Source organism: Streptomyces sp. NPDC007162 (assembly GCF_040634175.1).
Classification (GTDB): Bacteria; Actinomycetota; Actinomycetes; order Streptomycetales; family Streptomycetaceae; genus Streptomyces.
The window spans coordinates 1-15,766 of the sequence record NZ_JBEYFC010000183.1 but is presented as its reverse complement, the minus strand read 5'-3'; the positions used below and the strand labels follow the sequence as shown (position 1 = coordinate 15,766).

Below are 15,766 nucleotides of genomic sequence, written 5' to 3'. Positions count from 1 at the left end.
TGCTCTCCACCCACCTCGGCCCGACCCAGGACACCGGATCGACTGGCGCTTCGGCCTGGAGGGGCACGATGTGCGTGCTGGTCGCTCTCGAGGCAGCACGCTCGGCATCCGCGTATGCGACCGCCTGCGTGTCCCTCGCGTCGTCGCAACTGTCGGTGGCCGCGAGCGCCGCCGCCACGGTCTGCTCCGAGACCTACCGACTGGCCACGGCCGAGTACGTCCAGCTGCACGGCGGGATCGGCTTCACCTGGGAGCACCCGGCACACCTGTACGTGCGTAGGGCACGCAGCAGCGAGGTGCTGTTCGGCACCGCGGACCGACACCGCACCCGGCTCGCCGAACTCGTCGGCCTCACCATTCGACCCGCAGCCTGAGCAGGCACGGACAGCCCCATGACGCCAAGCACCGACCTCACCCTCGCGACGCCGCTCCCCCCTCGGTGACCTCACCCTCCGCAACCGCCTGGTCGCCACCGCCCACGCCACCGCCGCCGGCGGCGCCCCCACCGACACCGACGCGGCCTATTGGCGCCGACTGGCGAAGGGCGGCGCCGGGATGGTGGTCACCGGAGGCACCGCCGTGGCTCCCGAGTCGACCCTGCCACAGCGCTAACTGACCGAGGCATGGCGCCCCGAGATCAAGGACGCCGTACGCCGCCGGGCCGAGGCCATCACCGAAGGCGGCGCCGTCGCCGTCGCACACCTCGTCCACCTCGGCCGCGAGACCCTCGGCGCGGGCACCTACTACCCCCCGGTCTCCGCTGCCGTCGTCCGGTCGCCCCGTGAGGCGACCGCGCCGCACCCGCTGAGCACGGAGGAAGTGCGCCGAGTCGTCGACGCCTTCCGCGTCTCGGCGGCGAACAGTGTGCAGGCCGGCTTTCACGGGGTCGAACTGCACGCGGGCCACGGCTACCTGCTCGCCCAGTTCCTCTCCCGCGTCAACAACACCCGCGACGGCGAGTACGGCGACCGTGTCGCCCTGCTGATCAGCCAGGGGTTCCGGTCGGTGGCCGACATCGAGCGGGCGCTGCGCTCGGGGGCCGACCTGGTGGGCATGGCACGGCCCTTCATGGCGGACCCGGACTTCGTCCGCAAGGTGATCGCGGGCGACGAGCGCTCCGTACGCCCCTGCACGGGCTGCAACGAGGGCTGCCGGACCTTCGAGCCCACCGGATCGTGCTCGGAGACGACGTCGCACGCACAGGGATGACGTGTGTTCAGGCCTCGTACACGGAGAATCCACGGCCGCTCTTGTTGAGCCCTTCCCTTCTGAACCGAAGTAGGTGAGGGTATCAAGCATTCCATTGAAGTCAGTTCAGTTCGGTAGAAACCTCAGGGGTGCCGTACGGGACCGACACCGAGGAGGAAGCGTGCTGGCCGCCAGGCTGTACGGAGCCAAGGATCTGCGGATCGAGGAGATGTCCGAGCCCGATCCGGGACCGGGTGAGGTGAAGATCCGCGTGGCGTACGCGGGAATCTGCGGCACCGATGTGCACGAGTACTTCGAGAGGCCGCGGGCCACGCACGTGCCCAACCCGCTCACCGGCGCCACCCTCCCGCAGACCCTGGGGCACGAGTTCGCCGGGACCGTGGTGACCTGCGGGGAAGGGGTCGACCGGGTCGCGCCCGGCGCCCGGGTCTGCGTACGGCCGATCCGCACCTGCGGGGTGTGTCCGCGCTGCACGTCGGGGCTGTCCCACCTGTGCGCGGCCCTGGCGGCGATCGGTGTGACCGCTCCGGGCGGCGGCCTCGCCCAGTACGTGGTCGTGCCGGCCGGCTCGGTGCACCGGCTGCCCGACGGTGTCCCGCTGGAGCAGGGCGCCCTGGTGGAGCCGATGGCGGTGGCCCTGAACGCGGTGGAGCGGGCCCGTGTGCCCCGTGGTGGCAGTGCACTGGTGACGGGCGCGGGCGCGGTCGGGATGGGTGTGTTGTTCGCGTTCAAGGCGCACGGTGTCGAAGACGTGTTGATGGTGGAGCCCTCGCCGTCACGCCGTGCGGCGGCCGAACGGCACGGGGCCCGGGTGCTCGACCCCGGCGTGGTCGACGTGGCGGAGGAGGTGCTGGCCTTCACTGCGGGCCGTGGCGTGGACGCCGCCGTCGAATGCTCGGGCCGGACCGATGCGCTGAACGCCGCGATCCGCTCGCTGGCCGCCCAGGCGCCGGTGGTGATGGTGGCCCTGTACTCCGGCCCGGTGGCCATCGACGCGTCCGTGGTGCGTCTGGCCGAACTCGCCCTGCTCGGCTGCGAGGCCTACCCGGACGGGGTCTTCGAGAGGGTCATCGAGCACATGGCGAGCGGTCACTACCCGACGGACGGCTGGCTCGACCACATCCCCCTCCAGGACACCCTCGCCGGACTGCACGACGTCCGGGACGGGCGACGGCTCAAGGTCCTCGTGGACATTCCGGACGGCAGCGAGGGCTGAGCCGGGTCGTCCGTCGGACGCCCTCCGGGGCAATCTCGACCAGGGGGTTGACAGTGGATCAACACCTCCGCAGACTCGTAGTGAATTCAGTTCAGTTTGGAGGATCTGAGATGGCAGTGGAAGACGAAATCCAGTTCGAGCGTGACGGACATGTCGCCCGCGTCTGGTTGAACCGACCGTGGAAGAAGAACTGCGTCACGGTGCCGATCCTGGACCGGCTCGACGAGATCATCACCGAGGTCGACGAGGACCCCGAGCTGCGGGTCCTGGTGTTCCGCGGTCGTGGGGGCACGTTCTGCTCGGGTTTCGACCTCGACAGCCTGAAGGCGGACTTCGTCGGCAAGTCGACCGCCATCGAGGTCGCGGTGAAGTCCGCGAAGGTGTGCGATCGTCTCTACTCGATGAAGACCCCCTCCGTCGCGGTCCTGGAGGGCTACGTCACCGCAGGCGGCTTCGAGATCATGATCTCCTGCGACTTCGCGATCGCCGTGGACGACGCCAAGATCGGCGACTTCCACATCCGCCGCGCACTGTTCGGCGGGGCCGGTCCGATCTACCGGGTGCCGCGCATGATCGGCATCCGCAAGACCAAGGAGCTGATGCTCACCGGCAAGCTCCTGTCCGGCATCGAGGCCGCCGACTTCGGCCTGATCAACAAGTCCGCCCCGGCCGACAAGCTGGACGAGACGGTCGAGGACTTCATCGGGGACCTCGTCGACAAGAGCCCGTTCACGATGTGGCTCACCAAGATGACCATCGACCGCAGCCTGGACGCCGATACCCAGTCGCTGATGGTGATGGAGCACCTCGCCGTGGGCGTGGCGCTCAACTCCGAGGACGCCAACGAGGGTGTCTCGGCGTTCCTGGAGAAGCGCGAGCCGAAGTGGCAGGGGCGCTGATCCCCATGACCACGGATCCGCGCAGTCCGGCGATCGCACTCCAGGGCTCACGCTGCTGCGGCTGCTCGGTGTCGGTCTACCCCGCGGACGACGCGTGTCCGCGCTGCGGAGGGCCGGCCGACCCGGCGGCCCTGTCCGGCGCGGGCACCCTGTGGACCTGGACGGTGCAGCGCTACGCACCCAAGTCACCGCCGTACCAGGCCCCGCCGGGCGGCTTCGTACCGTTTGCGCTCGGCTATGTCGAACTGCCGGACGGCGTACGGGTGGCCGCCGTCCTCGATGTCGACGACTTCGAGGAGGTCCGCATCGGCATGTCCCTCACGGTGACCGCGGGTGAAGGGGTTCCGCGAGCCCGCCCCACCACCGGCCACAAGGGGAGTTCTTGACCATCTCCCCCGCCTGAAGGTGGGGGATTGCAGCGGTCGCCCGCTGGGCTTCCTGCTTCACCGACGACTGCCCCGTCCGGGAGGCTCCCGTTGAGGTCTTACACCGTCTCCACAGGCAGACGCCGCCGGCCCGGCGGCCAGGATGTTGCGTGCCGCGTTCAGCTGCGTCAGGCCTCACACTCTGTCAGTTTCTGTGTGCGTCAAACGTGTCGGCCGACGGTCGGCGGACACGGAATCGTCCTGGTGGCGATTCGGCTTTCCCTGCCCTGCTCCACAGGAATCCGTTTCCTCCCCGGCCTGAAGGCCGGGGTATCCACGGAGGAATCCCGATGAACGCCGACGTCCTGATCTGCGGTGCCGGTCGCACCCCGTTCGGCCGTACGGAGGCCAGCGGTCGCCAACTGGCCGTCGGCGCGGTGAACACCGCTCTCGCGGATGCCGGTATCGAGTGGTCGCGGGTGAAAGCGGCGTTCGGCGGCAGCGACAGCGCCGGGCTCGCCGACACCCTGGTGGCTCAACTCGGCCTCACCGGGCTGCCGTTCGTCAACGTCAAGAACGGCTGCGCGACCGGCGGCAGCGCCCTGGTCTGCGCTGTGAACGCGATCCGTTCCGGCATGGCGGACGTCGTGCTCGCCGTCGGCTTCGACAAACACCCGCGCGGCGCCTTCGACCCACGCCCCGAGGACTGGGGACTGGGCACCCAGTACGGCAGCGACGGACTGATGGTGACCACCCAGTTCTTCGGCATGAAGATCCAGCGCTACATGTACGACTACGGAATCACGCCGAGGACCCTCGCCCTGGTCGCCGAGAAGGCGTACCGCAACGGAGGGCTGACCCCCGAGGCATGGCGGCGCAAGCCGGTGTCCGCCGAGGAGATCCTCGATTCCGGCATGGTCAGCGATCCGCTGACCCGCTTCATGTTCTGCTCGCCGGGAGCGGGCGCCGCCGCGCTCGTCCTCTGCTCGCCCGAGGTCGCCCGCACCCTGGAGGGCCCGTCGGTCACCCTGCGCTCGGCGGCCGTACGCACCCGCCGCTTCGGCTCGTTCGAGGTGTTCAGCCCGTGGATCCCCGGGGGCGAGCTCACCAGCGTCAGCCGCGACGCTTCCGCCGCCGCCTTCGAGGAGGCGGGGCTCGGTCCCGGGGACGTGGACGTGTGCCAACTCCAGGACACCGAGAGCGGCGCCGAGATCATGCACATGGCCGAGTGCGGGTTCTGCGAGAACGGCGAACAGGAGCGGCTGATCGCCTCGGGCGCCACCGAGATCGGCGGCACCCTGCCCGTCAACACCGACGGCGGCTGCATCGCCAACGGCGAACCCATCGGCGCATCGGGACTGCGCCAGGTCTACGAGGTCGTCCAGCAACTGCGCGGCCGGGCCGGCGAACATCAGGTCCCGGGCGAGCCGAGGGTCGGCTTCACCCATGTGTACGGCGCCCCGGGTGTGAGCGCCTGCACGGTGCTGTCCCGCTGATCCGCGACGGAGGAAGGAGAGGAAGGACATGAGCGGTATCCCGGACCCCGACGAGTTCCGCGCCCAGGCCCGGCAGTGGCTCACGACGGTCGCCCGCCCGCGCACCGCCGACGGGGCATGGGGCAGCGGCTCCGACTCCGTCGCCGTGTTCGAGAACTGGACGGAGCAGCAGGAACGCGAGCACACCGCCCGCACCAAGGAATGGGAACGCACCCGGTACGACCAGGGCTGGGGCGCCCTCAACTGGGGGACCGCGTACGGAGGCCGCGAACTGCCCGCGTACTACGAGCAGCTCTACCGCGCCGAAGAAGCGGCCTTCGACGTGCCGCACCGCACCGAGATCTTCCCCGTGACCCGGCAGCTCGTCGCCCCCGCGATCGGCATCTGGGGCACCGACGAGCAGAAGGGGCGCTGGCTGCGGCCCATGCTGCGCACGGACGAGCTGGCCTGCCAGCTCTTCTCCGAGACCGAGGCGGGATCCGACCTCGCCGCGGTGCGGACGAAGGCGGTGCGTGAAGGTGACCACTGGGTGCTGCGGGGCCACAAGGTGTGGACGTCCGGGGCCCGGGTCGCGACCTGGGGGGTCGCGGTGTGCCGCACCGACCCGGACGTACGCAAGCACGCCGGCATCACCGTCTTCCTGGTGCGCATGGACGCGCCGGGCGTGACCGTACAGCCCATCCAGCAGATGACCGGCGGGGCCAGCTTCAACGAGGTCTACCTCGACGACGTGATCGTGCCCGACACCGACCGGCTGGGACCGGTCGGCGAGGGCTGGCGGGTCACGCTGAGTGTGCTGGCCGCCGAACGGCTCGACTCCGGAAACCTGGGCCTCGACAACGCCGACCGTGCCCTGGACCTGGCCAGGAACCTGCCCCGCCCGCTCACCGGCGGCGAACAGCGGCAGGCCGCCGACCTCTACCTGCGCGCCCTCGTGCAGAGGCTCATCGGACTGCGGGTGACCGGCGCCCTCGTCGCCGGACGCGAACCCGGAGCCGAGGCCTCGGTCGGCAAGCTGTACGCCACCGAGACCATGCGCCGCACCAGCGACCTGGTGTCCGAGCTGCTCGGGCCGCGCCTCGTCGCCGATACGGGGGAATGGGGCACGTACGCCTGGACGGAGCACCTGCTCGGCGCGCCCGGTTACAGCATCGCGGGCGGTACCGACGAGATCCAGCACAACATCCTCGCCGAGCGTGTGCTCGGCCTGCCCAAGGAGCCCGTCCGATGAGCACGGCCACGGAGGTGTCGGAGCTGGCCGCACGGGTCCGTGATACTCTCGCCCGCCGCCATCCGGGGGTGCCCGTGGGGGAGTTGAGGGCCCTGCCCGGCGGCCACTCGGGGCTGACGTATTCGGTTGGCGCGGGCGAGGCGGCGTACGTCATCAAGGCGGTGCCTCCCGGGCAGCGGCCCGTCGGGCGCAACGACGTCCTGCGCCAGGCACGGGTCCTGGGCGCCCTGGCCGGAACCGCGGTGCCGGTGCCGGGCGTCGCCGCAGTCGACGAGTCCCAACCGGCCTGGTTCGCGATGGACTTCGCCGTCGGTGAGGCCATCGAGCCCGTTCTCGACGAGCCCGAGGTACCCGCTGCGACGGCCCGGGCACGCATGCTGCAGATCGCCTCCGTGCTGCGGCGGCTGCACGAGACCGATGTGGACACACCCGGTCTCGACGCGCCCGAACCACTCGACGCCGCCGGCGAGCTGGCACGGTGGAGCCGCACCCTGCACGCCGTACCGTCCGAACTGCGACCGGGAGGCGAGGAGTTGCTCAAGCGCCTCGCCGACGACGTGCCTGACGGCCTCCCGCCGGTGCTGCTGCACGGCGACTTCCGGCTCGGGAACGTGCTGTGCGTCGGCGAGCGCGCGGTGGCGGTCGTCGACTGGGAGATCTGGAGCGTCGGCGACCCACGCATCGACCTGGGCTGGTTCCTCCTCTTCGCCGACCACCGCAACTTCCCGCAGCTGGGCCGCGCCGTGCCCGGTCTGCCCACCGAGGCCGAACTCCTCGACGCCTACGGCGGCGGCCCCGCGCTGCCCGCGATGGACTGGTTCCGCGCTCTGGGCCGCATGAAGATGGCCGCGATCATGGGCCACAACCTGCGCCGGCACCGCGAGGGCAAGCACCACGATCCGGATCAGGAGCGACTGCCGCCCACCATCGCCGCGATGATCCGCACGGCGCGCGACATCCTCGGCTGACCCGGACCCGCCACGCACACCCCAGCATGAGGAGCAACCAGTGGATTTCGGATTCTCGCCCCGGGCGAGTGAACTCCAGGACCGTATGCGGTCGTTCATGGAACAGCACGTCTTCCCCGCGGAGGCTGTCTACGACCGGCAGCTGGCCGAGGCGGACGACCCGCACGCGCTGCCGCCAGTGATGGCCGAGCTGAAGGAGAAAGCGCGCGCCGAGGGCCTGTGGAACCTCTTCATGGCGCACGGCGACTGGGGCGCGGGACTCACCAACCTCGAATACGCACCCCTCATGGAGCTGGCGGGCCGCTCCATCATCGGCCCCGAGGTGTTCAACTGCTCGGCGCCCGACACCGGCAACATGGAACTGCTCGCGCTGTACGGCACCCCCGCACAGCAGGAGCGCTGGCTGCGACCCCTGTTGGAGGCCGCGATCCGGTCCTGCTTCGCGATGACCGAGCCCGAGGTCGCCAGCTCCGACGCCCGCAACATCCGCACCCGCATCACCCGCGACGGTGACAGCTATGTCGTCAACGGCCGCAAGTGGTACACCTCCGGGATCCTCGACCCTGACTGCAAGCTGATCATTCTGATGGGCAAGACCGACCCGGACGCGCCCACCTACCGCCAGCAGAGCATGCTGCTCATTCCCCGCGCCACACCGGGCGTCAGCGTCGTGCGCGACCTGCCGATGTTCGGCTACACCGACCGGTGCGGCCACGGCGAGGTGCTCTTCGAGAACGTCCGCGTACCCATGGAGAACATCCTCGGTGGTGAGGGGGACGGATTCGCGATCGCCCAGGGGCGGCTCGGCCCCGGACGCATGCACTACGCGATGCGCGCCGTGGGTTTCGCCGAACGCGCCCTGCAGCTGATGTGCGAACGCGCCACCGAGCGTGTCGCCTTCGGCGGTCCCCTCGCCGATCGCGGCGTGGTGCGCGAGTGGATCGCCCGCAGCCGTATCGAGATCGAACAACTACGGCTTCTGGTGCTGAAGTCGGCCTGGCTGATGGACACCGTCGGCAACGCCGCCGCCCGCATGGAGGTCGCCGCGATCAAGGTGGCAGCGCTGGAGGTCGCCCACAAGGTGGTCGACCGCGCGGTCCAGGCACACGGCGCGGCGGGAGTCAGCGACGACACCGTACTGGCCCGGCTGTTCTCCATCACCCGGGCACTGAAGATCGCCGACGGGCCCGACGAGGTGCACCTGCGCACGGTCGCCCGCCAGGAGCTCGCCCGGTACAGGAAAACCGATCCGAAGGCCGAACGGCAGACGGCCGACACGAAGGCAGCGGCAGCGTGAACGCCAACACCCTTGACGGCAAGGTGGCCGTCATCACCGGCGGATCCCGCGGCATCGGCCTCGGCATCGCCACCGCCTACCGGGCGGCCGGCGCGCACGTGGTCATAGCGGCACGGAAGGCGGCCGGACTGGCCGAGGCACGCGAGGAACTGCTGCGCGTCAAGGGCGACGGCGACCTCCACACCGTGGTGGCCAACGCCGGCGAACCCGACCAGGCAGAGGCCTGCGTCGACGAGACCATGACCCGCTTCGGCCGCGTCGACATCCTCGTCAACAACGCGGCGACCAACCCGTACCACGGCGACCTGCTCGACCTTGATCTGCCGCGCGCGGAGAAGACGGTACGGGTCAACCAGTACGGGATGATCGCCTGGACCCGCTGCGCCTGGCGCGCCTGGATGGCCGAGCACGGGGGAGCGGTCGTCAACATCGCCTCCGTCGGCGGACTGATCGTCGACCCGCACATCGGCTACTACAACGCCACCAAGGCGGCCATGCTCCATATGACCCGCCAGCTCGCCTACGAACTCGGGCCGCGAGCACGGGTCAACGCCATCGCCCCCGGCCTGATCAAGACCGAACTGGCCCGTGCGGTGTGGGAGGTCCGCGAGCCCATCCTCACCGCCAAACTGCCGATGCGGCGCCTGGGCACAGTGCAGGACGTGGCGAACGCGGCACTGTTCCTCGCCTCCGACGCCTCCTCCTGGATGACCGGCCAGACCCTGGTGCTCGACGGTGGCGCGACCGCCCTGCCGATCGGAGTGGACGAGTGAACGCACCGCGACCCGCCGGTGAACTGTTCTCGCTGGAGGGCAGGACCGCCATCGTCACCGGTGCGTCCGCGGGGCTCGGTGCCCGTTTCGCGAGCGTCCTCGCGCAGGCCGGCGCCACCGTGTTCGCCGCCGCCCGCCGCGTCGACCGGCTGAAGGAACTCGCCGACTGCGACGTGCGCATCCACCCGGTCGCTTGCGACGTCGCGCTGGAGGCCGACCGTACGAGGCTCATCGAGACGGCGCTGACCACCACCGACCGCATCGACATCCTCGTCAACAACGCCGCGATCTCGGGCGAGACCCGTGCCGAGGACGAGTCCCCGGATGCCTTCACCGACGTCCTCGGAGTCAACCTCACCGCGCCTTTCCATCTGGCCCGGCTGACAGCCGAGACCCCGGCCCCGGCGAGCGGCGGCAGAAGCATCATCAACGTCTCCTCCATCCTCGGCCTGGTCTCGGCCGCACCCCTCGGCGGCGCGAGCTACTCCGCGTCCAAGGCCGGCCTCATCGGCCTCACCCGTGAGCTGGCCGGACAGTGGGGCCGTAGCGGGACACGCGTCAACGCGCTCGCCCCGGGCTGGTTCCGCACCGAGATGACCGAGGACCTCTTCGGCGACGAGCGCTCCAGCCGCTGGGTCGAACGCAACACCCTGCTGCGCCGCGGCGGCGACGGTCATGAACTCGATGGCGCGCTGCTGTTCCTGGCCTCGGACGCGTCCTCGTACTGCACCGGACAGGTCCTGACCGTCGACGGCGGATGGACCGCGCGGTGACGGGCGCCGGACCGGGCGCGGGGGACCGCGCGACGGCGGATGCCAGTCCGGATGCAGCGGATCGCGCGGCGAGCGTCGGTGTCGAGATCCAGGACGACGGCCTCGCCCGCGTCACGCTGCGCCGGGGACAGGCGGGCAACGCCATCGACCTCGCGACGGCGCGCGGGCTGCTCGACGCGGCACGGGCCTGCGAACGTGCGGCCGTACGGGCCGTGCTGCTCACCGGTGAGGGGATGTCCTTCTGCGTCGGCGGGGACCTCAGGGAGTTCTCCCGGCTCTCCGGTGAGGCACTGGAGAAACACCTCGTTGCGGTGACCGACGCGCTGCACGACGCCCTGCGCACGTTCGCCTCGATCGATGCGCCCATGGTGGCCGCCGTCCAGGGAGCCGTCGCCGGCGCGGGCATCGGCCTCGCCTCGGCCGCCGACGTGACACTCGCGGCGGACGACGTCTCGTTCACCGCCGCGTACACCGGTATCGGCTACTCGCCGGACGCCGGCGTGAGCTGGCAGCTGCCCCGCCTCATCGGGCCCAAGCGGGCAGTGGAGATGTTGCTGACGAACCGCCGTGTACCGGCGGCGGAAGCCGCCACGATCGGTCTGGTGAGCCGTGTCGTCCCGTCCGGTGAACTGGCCGCCGAGGCCGAGCGGACCGCCGAGGCCCTGCGCCGCGGCCCCACCTGCGCCTTCGGCGCCACCCGCCGCCTTGTTGCCTCCGGTCAGACGGCGGATCTTCCCCGGCATCTCGACGATGAGGCCAGTGCGCTTGCCGCCGCGGCCGCCTCGGACGAGGGCCGCGAGGGCGTCGCGGCGTTCCTCGACAAGAGGGCGCCCGACTTCACGCGCATCCCGTCCCGGTCCTGATCACTCACCTCGTCCTCCGAACCAAGGGAGCCCACCGTGTCGCAAGCATTCATCGTCGGGGCCGTCCGTACCCCGGTCGGCCGCCGCAAGGGAACGCTCAGCGGCGTGCACCCGGCCGATCTCGGCGCCCATGTGCTCCGTGCCCTGCTGGAACGTACGGGAGCCGACCCGGGTGCGGTCGACGACGTGTATTTCGGCTGTGTCAGCCAGATCGGGGCCCAGACCGGAAACATCGCCCGCACCGCCTGGCTGTCGGCGGGGCTGCCCCAGCACGTACCCGGAACCACCGTCGACCGTCAGTGCGGCTCCTCCCAGCAGGCCGTGCACTTCGCCGCCCAGGCCGTCGGCTCCGGTGCGGCAGACCTGGTGGTCGCGGGCGGGGTGGAGGTGATGAGCCTGGTGCCGATGGCCAGCCCCATGACCGTCGGCGAACAGGCGGGCATGGGCAGTCCCTTCGGTGGGGACCGCTGGCGCGAACACTTCGGGGACCAGGAGGTCTCGCAGTTCCGTGGGGCCGAGCTGATCGCCGAGAAGTGGGGCATCTCCCGCCAGGACATGGAGCGGTTCGCGCTCACCAGCCACGAGCGGGCCCTTGCTGCGCAGGCCGGCGGAGCCTTCGACGACGAGATCACCCCGGCCTTCGGACTCGCTGCCGACGAGGGCGCGCGCGCCGACACCACGCTCGAGAAGATGGCGGGACTGAAGACCCTCACTGAGGGCGGGCGGCTGACGGCCGCCGTCGCCAGCCAGATCTCCGACGGCGCCGCCGCCCTGCTCGTTGCCTCCGAGGACGCGGTCCGCCGCCACGGTCTGACCCCCCTGGCCCGCGTGCACACCATGGCGGTGGTCGGCTCCGACCCGATCCACATGCTGACCGGCCCCATCCCGGCCACTGAGAAGGTCCTGGACAAGGCGGGCCTGTCCATCCACGACATCGACCTGGTCGAGATCAATGAGGCCTTCGCCTCCGTCGTCCTCGCCTGGCAGAAGGAGATCGGCGCCGCGCAGGAGCGGGTCAACGCCTTCGGCGGGGCGATCGCGCTCGGGCACCCGCTCGGCGCTACGGGCGCCCGCCTGATGACCACGCTCGTCCACCAGCTGCGCAGGACCGGCGGGCGCTACGGTCTGCAGACGATGTGCGAGGGCGGCGGGATGGCCAACGCGACCGTGCTCGAACGCCTCTGACCGGATCCGATTGGTAACTGAGTTCAGCTTGGGTTTACTCTCGGGTACGGACACGGTGGGTGACGGCCATGGAGAGGGAGTATGACGAGGATCGTTGAACCGGAGGCCGGGCCGCGGTCCAAGCGCGCGGCCATTCTCACGGCCGCGGTGGACTGTTTCGGTGAGACCGGCTTCGAGGCCACCAAGTGGTCGACGGTGGCGGAGCGCGTCGGCATCGGGCAGACGGCCCTGTACCACTACTTCGAGTCGAAGACCCACTGCCTGCTCACCATCATGCGGCTTGAACTGCAGCGTTCCCACGACCGGTTCGTGGAGGCGACGAAGGACGCCGCGGACCCCGTCGAGGCGCTGCGGGCCGCGGTCCGCGCGGCCTACGACGTGTCTCCGCAGGAGGTCCTGCAGATGCGCATCCTGCAGAACCACATGGATCTGTTGTCCGGTTCGCGCAGGTCCAAGCGCGAGGAGGACGAGCGGGTCGCGGCCCGCCAGCTGGTCCAGGTCGTCGAACGGGACTGGACGAACTTGCTGGTCAAGGGCATGTCCCAGGGCTCCTTCCCGCTGCGTGACGCACAGCTGCTCGGTGCGGGTGTGCTCGGGCTGATCGTCAGCGTGTGGCGGTGGTACCGGCCGTCAGGGCCGACCCCGCTCGCGGAGGTCAGCGAGCTGATCGAGGGCGCCTGCGTCCGGATGGTCGCCTCCTGATGCGCTGAGCGGTTACCGCACATGGCGGCCCTCCGACGGGTACCCCGTCCGAGGGCCGCACTGTTTTTCTCCGGCAGTGACCCGTGGTGATCGGTCGTGGTCGCGGGTGATCCGGGGTGGTCAGGTTGATCGAGTACGTGACGGGCCATTGCCAGGGCTGTTTCCTCGGGATTAAAATCCACCTTGAATTGAACTGAACTTAACTCAGGTTGATCTGGGGAGGGGCTTTGCGACGAAGCACGACACGCTCCCTCATCGCCGCAGCCACCGCCCTGCTCGCCCTGGCGGCGAGCGCCTGCGGCACCCAGGACCCGCGGTGCGGGACGACGTCATCAGGATCGGTGCGTGGTATCCGCTCACGGGAGCCCTCGCCTCGTTCGGCATTCCCGAGAGAGCCGGCGCCGACGCTTGCTTGGGCAAAGACGCGTCCTGGTACCAGCCGGCCCGCGACGGCCGGTTCGGCATGCAGGCCCTCTACGAGGACCGGGCATCGGCGCTCGGGCAGTGGGCGGTGGCCGGCCCTGTCGGTCAAGTTTCAGACCACCGACCACAGCCCGGTGATCAGCAGGGCGAAGGCCGAGAAACCCGACGCCGTCGTGGTGATCCTCGCCGCCGCCGAGGCCGCGCCCTACCTGAAGGTAGCCAAGCTGCAGGAGCTGTCCACACCCGTGTACGGCTACGCTCCGGTCGCGTCACAGTCCACTCTCACCCTCGCGGGCAAGGCGGCCCAAGGCGTCAAGGCGGTGCGACTGGTGAAGTCGCCCAACGATGACGACCCGGCCATCAACGAGTTCCGCCCCGCGACGGCGAGTTGCGAGCGCGGTCAGCCGGCCGACTTCATCACCCTGTGGGGCCGGGCCGCGGCCAAGGCGTTCGTCGAGATCGCCATAACCGTCGACGGCCCGATCACCTCCCAGGCGCTGACCGCCGCGTACAAGAAGGCGCGAGCGGTCGACAGCGGCGTCGCAGCGGTCCTGAACTTCTCCGCAGAGCACCACCTCGGCACCCGTGACTGACTCGCGCCTGCGACCGAAACCAGCCATTCCCAGCATGGAGAGGAATCCCATGGCCGGCGTAATCCACGACTACATGGCACGTATGGACAGTGACGACCCCCGCCAGGCACTCGAACTCCTCGTGCCGGACTTCCGATTCCTGATCGCCCTGCCCGGCCGCGAGGCGACGGGAACGTCCAGGGACGACTTCGCCGCCTACATCGCCGGCCGCAACGCCGTCGAGAGGGGGCACGAAATCCTCCGGCACAGCTCCGACGGCGATCTGGAGACCGTCTACGGAGTGGTCACCGAGTCCGGGAAGACCGTCGGCTCCTTCCTGTCGGCCGCCGTCGTCACACCCGACGGGCGCATGGCCCGCTACCAGTCGTACTTCAGCACCACCTACGACCTCATCGACCGGCCGGACTAGCCGCGCCCCACCCCGGCAGACACCCACCGATTCCTGGGAGCCGACATGACCGACACATCCACGGACGCCGCCTCCGCCCCCTTTCTCACCGCGTGGTTCGACATCCTCGACAGCGACGAACCGAGCCGGATCCTCGACCTGATCAGCGACGACTTCACCCTCTCCATCCTGTTCTCCACCGGCGACGGCAACGCGACCGACTTCGCCGGGGACCGTGCCGCCCTCGTCGGCTATCTCGAACAGCGCGAGAAGGGCACCCGAACCCACCATCTCCTGTCCGCGACCACCGTCGGCCAGGACGAGCTCTTCCTCGGCGAGGTGCGACGCGGGGGAGTGCCCGAGGCGAGCTTCGTCGCCGCGGGCCGGGTGGACGACCACGGACGGCTGCAGCGCCTGCTGATCGGCCGGTCGTCCGAGATCCGATTCGCCTGAACCCACAGGGCCAGATGCAACTGGACCTGCAAGCTCCGCTTCGACCGGACACCCACGGAGGACCGTCATGTACAACCTCGTCCTGCTGGCCGCCAGGCCCCCGGAGTGGACGCACGAGCAGTTCATCGACTGGTGGCGCGGCGACCATGCGGAACTGACCTATCGCCTGCCCGGTCTTCGCGCCTGGCGGCACACCGAGATCGACAAGGCCCTGGAGCTCCGCTCGGAGGGCTGGGACGGGATCTCCGTGCTCAGCTTCGACTCCCCGCAGGAGCTGAAGAAGGCCCTCGCGAGCCAGGAGTGGGCGGACGCGATCGCACAGGTCGGGGACATGAAGGGCCGCCGCATCGCGGTGATGGGGCACGAGGTGCAACTCTTCGGCGGCTGAGACCGCAGGACCGAGCGCCCACCGGTTACGTCAGCACGGCACGCGTCGGGCATGCACCACAGCGTTCATCACAGACTTCACCACCGTGTTCATCACAGAGTTCACCACGGAGTTCGGCCAGCGTAGCGAGGAAGCGGGATGCGACAGGTAGTGCGGGAGTTCCAACGAAGGGTAGAGCAGGCGGACTTCGTCGCCGTCATCGACGACGAGGGCAGTCATACGGCGCGCGAGCTGCTTGCCGAGGCCGGCCGGCTCGCCGAAGCGATGTTCCCCAGCGGCCTGGGCGGCACCGCCATGCTCCAGGCCGACAACTCATGGCGTACCGTCGCAGGCTCCGTTGCCGTGGGACTACGCGGTGGGGTCCTCGCGGTGGTCAACCGGCACACCACCCAGGCCGAGTTCGCCGCGGCCTACGAGGACATCCGTCCGGACGCGGTCGTCGCCGAGGCCTCGGCGAGCGACGAACGTGGTGAGCACGACGACGGCCACCTCGGGGTGTTCGTCGCTCAGCCTGCTGCCGGGCCCGGTGGACACGGTGCTCAAC

Annotated in this window: 19 protein-coding genes and 1 pseudogene; 19 read left to right on the top strand and 1 reads right to left on the bottom strand. The window is 70.0% G+C overall.

Features of this window, described 5'->3' with window-relative positions; translation table 11 throughout:
• The 5 genes from ABZ646_RS22190 to ABZ646_RS22170 all read left to right on the top strand — a co-directional run.
• Window positions 1-374: acyl-CoA dehydrogenase family protein (locus ABZ646_RS22190; protein WP_360521443.1), on the top strand; the 374-nt coding region annotated here is incomplete at its 5' end.
• Window positions 375-612: 238 nt separating this feature from the next.
• A complete protein-coding gene (locus tag ABZ646_RS22185; protein ID WP_360521452.1) occupies window positions 613-1,209 on the top strand; it encodes a hypothetical protein in 597 nt (198 codons plus the stop codon).
• Window positions 1,210-1,369: 160 nt separating this feature from the next.
• The gene (locus tag ABZ646_RS22180) at window positions 1,370-2,425 is read left to right on the top strand and encodes an alcohol dehydrogenase catalytic domain-containing protein (RefSeq protein WP_360521440.1); all 1,056 of its coding nucleotides are present in this window, start codon (window positions 1,370-1,372) and stop codon (window positions 2,423-2,425) included.
• 110 nt (window positions 2,426-2,535) lie between these two features.
• Entirely contained in the window at window positions 2,536-3,324 is a 789-nt protein-coding gene (locus tag ABZ646_RS22175) for an enoyl-CoA hydratase/isomerase family protein (RefSeq protein WP_360521437.1), read from the top strand.
• A gap of 5 nt (window positions 3,325-3,329) precedes the next feature.
• Window positions 3,330-3,710, top strand: coding sequence for an OB-fold domain-containing protein (locus tag ABZ646_RS22170; RefSeq protein ID WP_360521434.1), 381 nt, complete (start codon window positions 3,330-3,332; stop codon window positions 3,708-3,710).
• Here the strand turns inward: ABZ646_RS22170 and ABZ646_RS22165 are convergent.
• Window positions 3,643-3,872 (bottom strand): annotated as a pseudogene (locus ABZ646_RS22165) (hypothetical protein); the annotation flags it as partial. The gene ABZ646_RS22170 and the pseudogene ABZ646_RS22165 sit on opposite strands and share 68 nt — an antisense overlap.
• 167 nt (window positions 3,873-4,039) lie before the next feature.
• On the opposite strand from ABZ646_RS22165, the gene ABZ646_RS22160 reads away from it, so the two are divergent.
• The 14 genes from ABZ646_RS22160 to ABZ646_RS22095 form a co-directional block, all read left to right on the top strand.
• Window positions 4,040-5,185 (top strand): thiolase family protein, encoded by a 1,146-nt coding sequence (locus ABZ646_RS22160; RefSeq protein WP_360521431.1) that lies wholly within the window; start codon window positions 4,040-4,042, stop codon window positions 5,183-5,185.
• A gap of 28 nt (window positions 5,186-5,213) precedes the next feature.
• The gene (locus ABZ646_RS22155; RefSeq protein WP_360521428.1) at window positions 5,214-6,416 is read left to right on the top strand and encodes an acyl-CoA dehydrogenase family protein; all 1,203 of its coding nucleotides are present in this window, start codon (window positions 5,214-5,216) and stop codon (window positions 6,414-6,416) included.
• On the top strand, window positions 6,413-7,384 hold the full coding sequence (locus ABZ646_RS22150) for a phosphotransferase family protein (protein WP_360521425.1): 972 nt from the start codon (window positions 6,413-6,415) through the stop codon (window positions 7,382-7,384). Before ABZ646_RS22155 ends, ABZ646_RS22150 begins: the two co-directional genes overlap by 4 nt.
• Window positions 7,385-7,424: 40 nt before the next feature.
• Window positions 7,425-8,681: an acyl-CoA dehydrogenase family protein gene (locus ABZ646_RS22145; RefSeq protein WP_360521423.1), complete on the top strand. Its 1,257-nt coding sequence runs from the start codon at window positions 7,425-7,427 to the stop codon at window positions 8,679-8,681.
• Complete coding sequence (locus tag ABZ646_RS22140) at window positions 8,678-9,454, top strand: SDR family oxidoreductase (RefSeq protein WP_360521420.1); 777 nt, start codon at window positions 8,678-8,680, stop codon at window positions 9,452-9,454. Before ABZ646_RS22145 ends, ABZ646_RS22140 begins: the two co-directional genes overlap by 4 nt.
• On the top strand, window positions 9,451-10,227 hold the full coding sequence (locus ABZ646_RS22135; protein ID WP_360521417.1) for an SDR family oxidoreductase: 777 nt from the start codon (window positions 9,451-9,453) through the stop codon (window positions 10,225-10,227). The genes ABZ646_RS22140 and ABZ646_RS22135 overlap by 4 nt, the downstream gene beginning before the upstream one ends.
• 86 nt (window positions 10,228-10,313) lie before the next feature.
• A complete protein-coding gene (locus tag ABZ646_RS22130) occupies window positions 10,314-11,090 on the top strand; it encodes an enoyl-CoA hydratase-related protein (protein ID WP_360521449.1) in 777 nt (258 codons plus the stop codon).
• Window positions 11,091-11,126: 36 nt separating this feature from the next.
• Complete coding sequence (locus ABZ646_RS22125; protein WP_360521414.1) at window positions 11,127-12,275, top strand: acetyl-CoA C-acetyltransferase; 1,149 nt, start codon at window positions 11,127-11,129, stop codon at window positions 12,273-12,275.
• Between the two features lie 81 nt (window positions 12,276-12,356).
• Entirely contained in the window at window positions 12,357-12,977 is a 621-nt protein-coding gene (locus ABZ646_RS22120; RefSeq protein WP_360521412.1) for a TetR/AcrR family transcriptional regulator, read from the top strand.
• A 341-nt stretch (window positions 12,978-13,318) separates the two neighbouring features.
• Entirely contained in the window at window positions 13,319-13,993 is a 675-nt protein-coding gene (locus ABZ646_RS22115; protein ID WP_360521446.1) for an ABC transporter substrate-binding protein, read from the top strand.
• A gap of 49 nt (window positions 13,994-14,042) precedes the next feature.
• Window positions 14,043-14,402 carry a nuclear transport factor 2 family protein gene (locus ABZ646_RS22110; protein WP_360521409.1) on the top strand — a complete coding sequence of 120 codons (360 nt, stop codon included), beginning with the start codon at window positions 14,043-14,045 and terminating at the stop codon, window positions 14,400-14,402.
• Between the two features lie 45 nt (window positions 14,403-14,447).
• Window positions 14,448-14,834, top strand: coding sequence for a hypothetical protein (locus ABZ646_RS22105; RefSeq protein WP_360521406.1), 387 nt, complete (start codon window positions 14,448-14,450; stop codon window positions 14,832-14,834).
• 67 nt (window positions 14,835-14,901) lie between these two features.
• Complete coding sequence (locus tag ABZ646_RS22100; protein WP_360521403.1) at window positions 14,902-15,222, top strand: EthD domain-containing protein; 321 nt, start codon at window positions 14,902-14,904, stop codon at window positions 15,220-15,222.
• 138 nt (window positions 15,223-15,360) lie between these two features.
• On the top strand, window positions 15,361-15,766 hold a 406-nt coding region (locus ABZ646_RS22095), incomplete at its 3' end, for an AMP-binding protein (protein WP_360521400.1).

Excerpts from the sequence above, each read along its gene's own strand:
- ABZ646_RS22175 (WP_360521437.1), top strand. The coding sequence starts at position 2,536 with ATGGCAGTGGAAGACGAAATCCAGTTCGAGCGTGACGGACATGTCGCC.
- ABZ646_RS22170 (WP_360521434.1), top strand. The coding sequence starts at position 3,330 with ATGACCACGGATCCGCGCAGTCCGGCGATCGCACTCCAGGGCTCACGC.
- ABZ646_RS22160 (WP_360521431.1), top strand. The coding sequence starts at position 4,040 with ATGAACGCCGACGTCCTGATCTGCGGTGCCGGTCGCACCCCGTTCGGC.
- ABZ646_RS22155 (WP_360521428.1), top strand. The coding sequence starts at position 5,214 with ATGAGCGGTATCCCGGACCCCGACGAGTTCCGCGCCCAGGCCCGGCAG.
- ABZ646_RS22150 (WP_360521425.1), top strand. The coding sequence starts at position 6,413 with ATGAGCACGGCCACGGAGGTGTCGGAGCTGGCCGCACGGGTCCGTGAT.
- ABZ646_RS22120 (WP_360521412.1), top strand. The coding sequence starts at position 12,357 with ATGACGAGGATCGTTGAACCGGAGGCCGGGCCGCGGTCCAAGCGCGCG.
- ABZ646_RS22110 (WP_360521409.1), top strand. The coding sequence starts at position 14,043 with ATGGCCGGCGTAATCCACGACTACATGGCACGTATGGACAGTGACGAC.
- ABZ646_RS22105 (WP_360521406.1), top strand. The coding sequence starts at position 14,448 with ATGACCGACACATCCACGGACGCCGCCTCCGCCCCCTTTCTCACCGCG.
- ABZ646_RS22100 (WP_360521403.1), top strand. The coding sequence starts at position 14,902 with ATGTACAACCTCGTCCTGCTGGCCGCCAGGCCCCCGGAGTGGACGCAC.